At 68.0% G+C, this 7,314-nt stretch carries 7 protein-coding genes; 3 read left to right on the top strand and 4 right to left on the bottom strand.

The genetic code is table 11. The features are described from left to right. The 3 genes from B2J89_RS18580 to B2J89_RS18570 form a co-directional block, all read left to right on the top strand. On the top strand, nt 1–1,761 hold a 1,761-nt coding region (locus B2J89_RS18580), incomplete at its 5' end, for a 3-hydroxybutyrate oligomer hydrolase family protein (protein WP_169170434.1). A 29-nt stretch (nt 1,762–1,790) separates the two neighbouring features. Then, on the top strand, nt 1,791–2,942 hold the full coding sequence (locus B2J89_RS18575) for an ABC transporter substrate-binding protein (protein ID WP_169170433.1): 1,152 nt from the start codon (nt 1,791–1,793) through the stop codon (nt 2,940–2,942). Between the two features lie 40 nt (nt 2,943–2,982). Beyond that, nucleotides 2,983–3,855, top strand: a complete 873-nt coding sequence (locus B2J89_RS18570; RefSeq protein ID WP_169170432.1) for an alpha/beta fold hydrolase — start codon at nt 2,983–2,985, stop codon at nt 3,853–3,855. Nucleotides 3,856–3,978: 123 nt separating this feature from the next. Here the strand turns inward: B2J89_RS18570 and B2J89_RS18565 are convergent, their stop codons facing one another. From B2J89_RS18565 to B2J89_RS18550, 4 genes are all read right to left on the bottom strand, one after another. Then, nucleotides 3,979–5,184 (bottom strand): hypothetical protein, encoded by a 1,206-nt coding sequence (locus B2J89_RS18565; RefSeq protein ID WP_169170431.1) that lies wholly within the window; start codon nt 5,182–5,184, stop codon nt 3,979–3,981. Nucleotides 5,185–5,647: 463 nt separating this feature from the next. After that, entirely contained in the window at nt 5,648–6,232 is a 585-nt protein-coding gene (locus tag B2J89_RS18560; RefSeq protein WP_169170430.1) for a hypothetical protein, read from the bottom strand. Further along, nucleotides 6,232–6,915, bottom strand: a complete 684-nt coding sequence (locus B2J89_RS18555) for a C39 family peptidase (protein WP_169170429.1) — start codon at nt 6,913–6,915, stop codon at nt 6,232–6,234. The genes B2J89_RS18560 and B2J89_RS18555 overlap by 1 nt, the downstream gene beginning before the upstream one ends. 14 nt (nt 6,916–6,929) lie before the next feature. Further along, a complete protein-coding gene (locus B2J89_RS18550) occupies nt 6,930–7,271 on the bottom strand; it encodes a hypothetical protein (RefSeq protein ID WP_169170428.1) in 342 nt (113 codons plus the stop codon). Between the last annotated feature and the right edge of the window lie 43 nt (nt 7,272–7,314).

Here is a 7,314-nt window from a genome sequence, read left to right as displayed (position 1 = left end):
GTGCTCGACGATGGCTCGGGCCGCAAGCGCACCGTGATCGCGGTGCAGGTGCCCGACAGCTTCAACCAGGCCAGCCCCTGCGTGGTGCTGGGCGCGTCCTCGGGCTCGCGCGGTGTCTACGGCGCCATCGGCACCGCAGGGGAGTGGGGCCTCAAGCATGGCTGTGCCGTCGCGCTGACCGATGCCGGCAAGGGCGTGGGCATCTACAACATGATGGACGACACCGTCCACAAGATCGATGGCACGCGCGCCACGCGCAGCGCGGCTGGGGCGCTCAATTTCTTTGCCGCCAACATCACCGATGCGGCACGGGCGGCCTACAACGCCGTGTTCCCGAACCGGCTGGCGCTCAAGCAGGTGCACTCGCAACTGAACCCGGAAAAGGACTGGGGCAACGACACGCTGGCCGCAGGCCGCTATGCACTGTTCGTGCTCAATGACCGCTATGGCACGGACGCCAACCGGGTGCCGTTCTCCCCCGAGAACACCCTCGTGATCGCCGGCTCTGCGTCCAATGGCGGCGCCGCTTCGCTGCGCGCTGCCGAACAGGACGGCGCAGGCCTGATCGACGGCGTGGTCGCATCCGAACCGGTGGCCGAAATGCCCACGGCCAGCGGCTACGGCATCCAGTTCGGCGGCGCCGCGGTTACCGGCTATGGCAAGACGCTGGCCGACTACACCACCTACGGCAACCTCTACCAGCCCTGCGCTGCGCTGGCGGCAGGCGCGGCCATGGCCGAAGTGTCCATCTTCAACTACATCGCGCTGACCGGACTGACGGCGCGGGCCACGGCACGCTGCGACAGCCTGGCGGCCAAGGGGCTGGTCACTGGCGCCGACACGGCCGCCCGGTCGCTGGACGCGCTCAACAAGCTGCGCGCCTATGGCTGGACGCCCGAGCACGACCAGATGCACAACGCCCACTACGCCCTGGGCAACGGCCCCATCCTCTCGGCCATGTACCCGGTGAGCTACGGCCGCTTCCCGGTCGAGGCGAATGTCTGCAACACCAGCTTTGCGGCGGTCAATGCCACCGGCGACCCGGTGGCCGTGGCGCCAGCGGCTCTGGCGCAGAGCTTCGCCACGGCCAATGGAACGGCCAACGGCACACCGGCTACGGTGGTCTACAACGACTCGGTGGGCGGCGCCAAGGCCTGGCAGTTTGCCGTGTCGCCCTCGACCGGCGTCGCCGACTTCGGCCTGGACAACGCCTTGTGCCAGCGCGCGCTGGTCACGGGCAGCGACCCGGTCAGCGGCGCGGCACTCACGGCTACCACGATGCCCACCAAGGCGCAGAGCGATGCCGTGCGCGCCGGCATTGCCGAGGTGGTGCTCAACGGCAACCTGCGTGGCAAGCCCACCATCATCGTGAGCGGCCGCAGCGATGCCTTGGTGCCGGTGAACAACAATTCACGGGCCTATGCCGCCTACAACAAGGTGGTGGAAGGTGCCGCGAGCAAGCTGCGCTACATCGAGGTGACGAACGGCCAGCACTTCGACACCTTCCTGCCGTTCAGCGGGTTCGACACGCGCTTCGTGCCGCTGCACCCGTACTTCAACCAGGCCATGGACGCGATGTACGCGCACCTCAAGAGCGGTGCCGCGCTGCCCGCGAGCCAGGTGGTGCGCACCACGCCGCGCGGCGGCGTGCCCGGTGCAGCCCCGGCCATCACCGCCAGCAACGTGCCGCCGTTTGTGGCAGCGCCCGCAGCCGCCAACCAGATTGGCTTTGCGGGCACGTCGCTGAGCGTTCCCAACTGAGCCCGGGCTGGCTGCGCAGGAACCCCACCATGCAAACATTCTGGAAGTCGTGCGCGGCCGGCCTGCTGGCCGCGCTCGCTCTCTGCGCTGGAGGGGGACTGGCGCAGCCTGCCCGTGCCGGTGAGATCGTCATTGGCCAGGTGGCGCCCCTGTCGGGGGTGCTCGCCACCACCGGCCAACAAATGGTGCTGGGCGGAAAAATCTACTTTGACTGGATCAACGCCCAGGGCGGCGTGCACGGCGCCAAGATCCGCCAGTCCGTGGTGGACGACGGATACAAGGTGCCCGACACGGTGCGCCTCACGCGCGAACTGCTGGAGCGTCCCGAGGTGGTGGCGCTCTATGGTTTCGCCGGCACGGCCAACATCACGCAGCTGCTCGCCGATGGCGTGCTGGAGCAGGGCGGGGCGGCCCTGGTGGCGCCCTACACCGGGGGCGAGCCGCTGCGCAACCCGTTCAACCCCTGGATCTTCCATGTGCGCGCGGGCTATGCCGACGAGGCCGAGCACATGGTGCAGCAGCTCACCACCCTGGGCATGGACCGCGTGGCCGTGATGTACCAGGACGACGGGTTTGGCAAGGCCGGCCTGGCGGGCGTGGAGGCGGCGCTGGCCAAGCGCAAGCTCCGGCTCGTGGCCTCGGCCGGCTACGAGCGCAACACCGACCAGGTCGACGGTGCGGTCCGCGCCATCCAGGCCGCCGATGCGCAGGCCGTCATCATGATCGCCATCAACAAGCCGGCGGCGGCGTTCATCCAGCGCTACCGCGCGCAGGGCGGAGGCGCGCAGCTCTACAGCATTTCGGTGGTGGACCCGGCCGAGCTGGTCAAGCTGGCAGGGCTGCAGAACGCCCACGGCCTGGGCATCAGCCAGGTGGTGCCATTCCCCTACCAGCCGATGCTGCCGGTGGTGCGCGAGTACCAGCAGTTGCTGAAACAGTACGCGCCCGGGGCCGAGGTCAACTACACCAGCTTCGAGCAGTTTCTCGGTGCGAAGGTGCTGGTCGAGGCCCTGCGCCGCGCCGGGCCCGCACCCACGCGCGCCAAGGTGCTCAAGGCGCTCGAATCCCTGCAGCGCCTGGACCTGGGCGGGATCACGGTGGGCTACTCACCCACCAACCGCATTGGGTCGCGCTACGTCGAAGTGACCGTGATCGGTCGCTCGGGCCGGCTCATGAAATGAGGCGGCGGCGCCGTCTCCCTGTTTCACAAGGTGCTTCACCATGTCTCCCAATTCCCGCTACGCCACCTGCGCCGGCTACGAAATCCACTACACGGAGTGGGGTGCGCAGGACGCCCCCGTGGTGATTGCATGGCATGGCCTGGCGCGCACCGGGCGCGACATGGACGAACTCGCAGCGCACCTGGCGCCGCGCTGGCGCGTGGTCTGCCCGGACACGCTCGGGCGCGGCCTGAGCCAGTGGAGCCGTCGGCCGCAGGACGAATACCGCTTGTCGTTCTACGCCCGCATCGCCGCCGACCTGTTTGACCAGCTGGGCATCGCGCAGGCGCACTGGGTGGGCACGTCGATGGGCGGCGCCATTGGCACGGTCTGCGCGGCGGGGCTGTTCGAGCCGCAGCTCAAGGGGCGCATCCGCAGCCTGCTGCTCAACGACAACGCGCCGCAGCTGGCCGACGCCGCGCTCGCGCGCATCAAGGCCTATGCCGGCCAGCCGCCCGCCTTCGACACCGTGCGTGAGCTGGAGGCATTCTTCCGGCAGGTCTACCAACCCTATGGCTGGCTCAGCGACGCACAGTGGCGGCGCCTGACCGAAACCTCCACGCGCCGCCTGGGCGACGGCCGCGTCACGCCGCACTACGACCCGGCCATGGTGCAGCAGTTCACGCACCACGACAACGACTACCGCATCTGGGAGCATTACGACGCGCTCGACATCCCCGTGCTGTGCCTGCGCGGCGCCGAGTCCGACCTGGTGCTGCCGCAGACCACAGCAGCCATGCAGCTGCGCGGCCCTGGTGCGCGGGGACAGCTGCAGGTGCTTGAAGTGCAGGACTGCGGCCACGCGCCGGCGCTCAATGTGCCCGGGCAGCTGCAGACCGTGGAGGCCTTCTTGCTGGCAGCAGAGCGCTCGTGATGCTATTCAAAATATAGCTGTCGGCGCTTTTTCAGCAAGCGTTTGAACGGGTTTTGTGTTGGATTAGACCAGCGAAACCGCGCAGGCGTGGCGTGCACGCGCTGCGCGGGCCTGGGGAGGCGCTTACTTGCCGACGGCCAGGTTGGCCTGCACGTTCACGCTCTGCTGGACCAGCGACGAGATGCCGCTGTTCTGGCTCGCGACCATGATGCCGGCGGCCGACTGGCCGACGCTGGTCATGGTGTTGGCCATGCTGAACGTGCCCGCGCTCACGGTGTTGGTGCCGCCAGCGCCGCCGCTGCCGCCCGCGCCCGTGCCACCGGCGCCGCCGTCTGCGGTGTTGGTGCCGCCATTGCCTGCGCCACCCGTGCCGCCCGCGCCGCTGCCGCCGGCAACGCCGTTGCCGCTGGTGTTGGCGCCGTTGCTGGCGCCGCCGTTGGTGGCGCTGCCATTGGTGCCGCTGCCGCTGGCGCCGCCCGTGCCCATGCCGGCGGTGCGGGTGCTGCCGCCGCCATTGCTGTTGGAGGTGCCGCCTGAGCCGGTGGCGGTGGCGGCTCCGCCGCTGCCCGAGGTGCCGCCGTTGCCGCCCGTGCCGCCGTCGGTGTTGCTGCCGCCATTGGCGGAGCCACTGCCACCACCGCTGCCGCTGCCGCTGCCGTTGGCAGCGGACGCACCACCGCTGTCTCCGCCATTGGCGCGCCCGCCATTGCCATTGCCGCCGCTGCCTGCGGTGGCGCTGCCATTGGTGGCGCTGCCGTTGTTGATGTTGCCGTTGGAGGCATTGCCACCTGCAGAGCCGTTGGACCCGTTGCCTGCGGCCCCCGTGCCTCCCGTGCCCGAGCCACTGGCGCGGCCACCGTTGCTGGCGCCGCCCGTGCCCGCCTGGGCGGTGCCACCGTTGGCATTGCCGCTGTTGGTGGCGCTGTTGCCGATGTCGCGCACGCGGTTGCCCGTGACCATGCCGCTGAGGTTGCTGGTGGCCATGGCGGTAGACACGTTGAAGGTGTCGCTCAGCGTGCCCGTCGAGCCGTTGTTCAGGGCCGCCGAGCGGGCCGCGCTGGCCGTGGCCGCGCCAGAGCCCCTGTTGGTGCCATTGTCGGATTGGTTGGTGTTGGTATTGGTGGTGGTGTTGGTGTTATCGGTGCGGGTTGTGTTCTGGGTGGTCGTTTGGCTGTTGTTGTCATTGCTCGCACCGCTGTTGATATTGGTGCTGGAATTGTTTCCTGACGTGCCCGTTTGGCGGGTGTTCTGGTCGGTGCTGCTGGCGAAAGCCGCGCCGCTGATACCAAACGCAACTGCCATGGCCGAAGCCACAAGTGTCATCTTCATAGAGCCTCCTACGGTGAGTGGAACAGGATCAAGGGTTGAGCTGCGCGGGCGCAATTCACGGGGGTCACAGCAACTTTGGTGCCAGCCATGTGCCCTGGGGCCGCGTTGGCGTGGCTGCCGCAAAGACCGCGGCCGTCTGGCGCCGAAAAGCCGGGTGTGCGAGACGCTTCCACCCCAAAGGCCACAGCAGGCTGGCGCATGCACTGCATGGGGCAGGGGCGGCGGCATGGCAACCTGGCACCCCAAGCCGCGCCTTGCCCTGCGCTTTCCACATGCCGCAGACTGGGGTGTCTCAATGCTGTGACGCCGGGGGCGCGGCGCGGTGTACGCGGACGGTGGCAAGCCGTCCGTGCGCTTGCGGGGCTCATGGCGGTGTCGATCGAATGTTGCATGATGCTATGAAACTTATAGCTGTCAGCGAACGTGTATCAAGCGATTGACGGTCTTTTCGTGATAACCGCCGTCACCGCTGGCCAATGCTCTGCTGGATCGCGTCGGCCAGGGTGCCGTGCAGGTTCACGGATCGCACCATGCCCAGCCCGTTGCTGCTGGCATTGATGATCGTCTGGTAGCGGATCTGCTGGTTGTTCAGCGAGTTCTGGATGAAGGTGCCCGTTGTCGCTCCGGCAATGGCGGTGACCGTAGGACCCGTGGCCGTCGGGCTGCTGGTGGTGGTCGATGGGCCCGACGCGAAGCTGTTGCCTGGTCCGTTCTGCACGAGGCTGAGGGTCTCAAGCTTCTGGCTCAATTGGGTCGCCTGTGCCGGTGTGAGGTCTGCCACACGGCCGACGTTGAGCGAGGTCTCGGTGATCAGTGCGCCATTGATGAATACGGCGCGGGAGATGCCAAACGACACCATCAGGCCATCGCCCATGTTGAAGCCGCCACGCAGACCGTCGAGCGTTTGGTCGGCCACGGCCATCCAGACCGCGTCTTGCGCGGGCGGCGCCGCCACGGCAGGGCTGGCCAGCGCACCCACCACGCAGGCGCAGGCGGCCGCTCTGGCAAGGCCTGGGGCTGCGCTGGTTCGCAACAGTGCGCGGCGCATCAGAAGTCTCCCGGCCCGTGCTTTTGCAGGGCAAAGCCGGTGAAGCCCGCACGGGCCATCTCGCTGCCCAGGGGCGCGCGCGGCGCCACACGCCAGTCGGCGGCCAGGTTGAAGCGCGCAGCATCCATGGCGTTGTGGATGACGAACAGCAGCTTGCTCTGCCACAGGGATTCAAAGGCAGCGCGCGACAGGGCGCGCGTGCCTTGCGCCGGATCGCCCACGAGCACGCGGTCGCCTTGGAGGCCTTTGACCACGACGAAGTGCTGGTAGCCGTTTTCATTGACCAGCACGATCGCCGGAATGCGTGCTTCCTGCAGCTTGTCGAGGGGCTGCTGGAAGCCGTCGGCCTCGAAGCCGAGGCTGGCCAGAAAGCGCTTCATGTCGAGCAAGGAGAAGCCTTCGCGCTGGATCTTGGCCTGGTCGCCCAGCGCATACATCTGGGCGAACACGGTCTGTTCGTCGACCGGTGTGCCGTAGTGGTGGGTCAGCAGCGTGGCAAGGGCCGCCGAGCCGCAGCTGAAATCGTATTTTTGCAGCAGCGTGCCCGCCAGGCGCGCTTGTTTGATGCTGGTCACAGGCAGGGTCACGTCGCCTGCGGCCATGGAAGGGAAATAAGCCGGTTGCGCGCCCGCCGCAGTGGCTGCGTTCAGCAGCAGTGCCAGGGAAAGCAAAAGCAGTCGCATGGTGGCCACCGGTGTCAGTTCATCTGCACGTTCACGATGACGGCGTTCTGGATCAGCACGTTGGCGCCCGAGTTCTGGACCACGACGGGTATGCCGCTCATGTTGGCGAACGCGCCGGCGCTGATGGCGTTGCTGCCGGTGTTGACGTGCTGGGCGGTGTTGTCGGCAGTGGTGCCCGTGAGGGCCATGTCGCTGTGCACTTGGGCAGCGCCGCCGCGGTAGCTGTCGAGCGCGGCGCTGTCCACGGCGCTGGCAAACAGGTCGGTGGCAGAAGTGGTCTGGGCCGTGGCCACGCTGGCCAGCAGGGGCGTGCCGAGCAGCACCAGCGCTGCGGGAAGGGAGCGGATCAAGGTCATGGCGTGTGCCCTCGTTGCGGTCGTTGGGGTAGGCAAGAGGCGC

The organism is Acidovorax sp. SRB_24 (assembly GCF_012931925.1).
The sequence above is the reverse complement of the archived record's forward strand: the minus strand, read 5'-3'. Positions and strand labels throughout refer to the sequence as shown.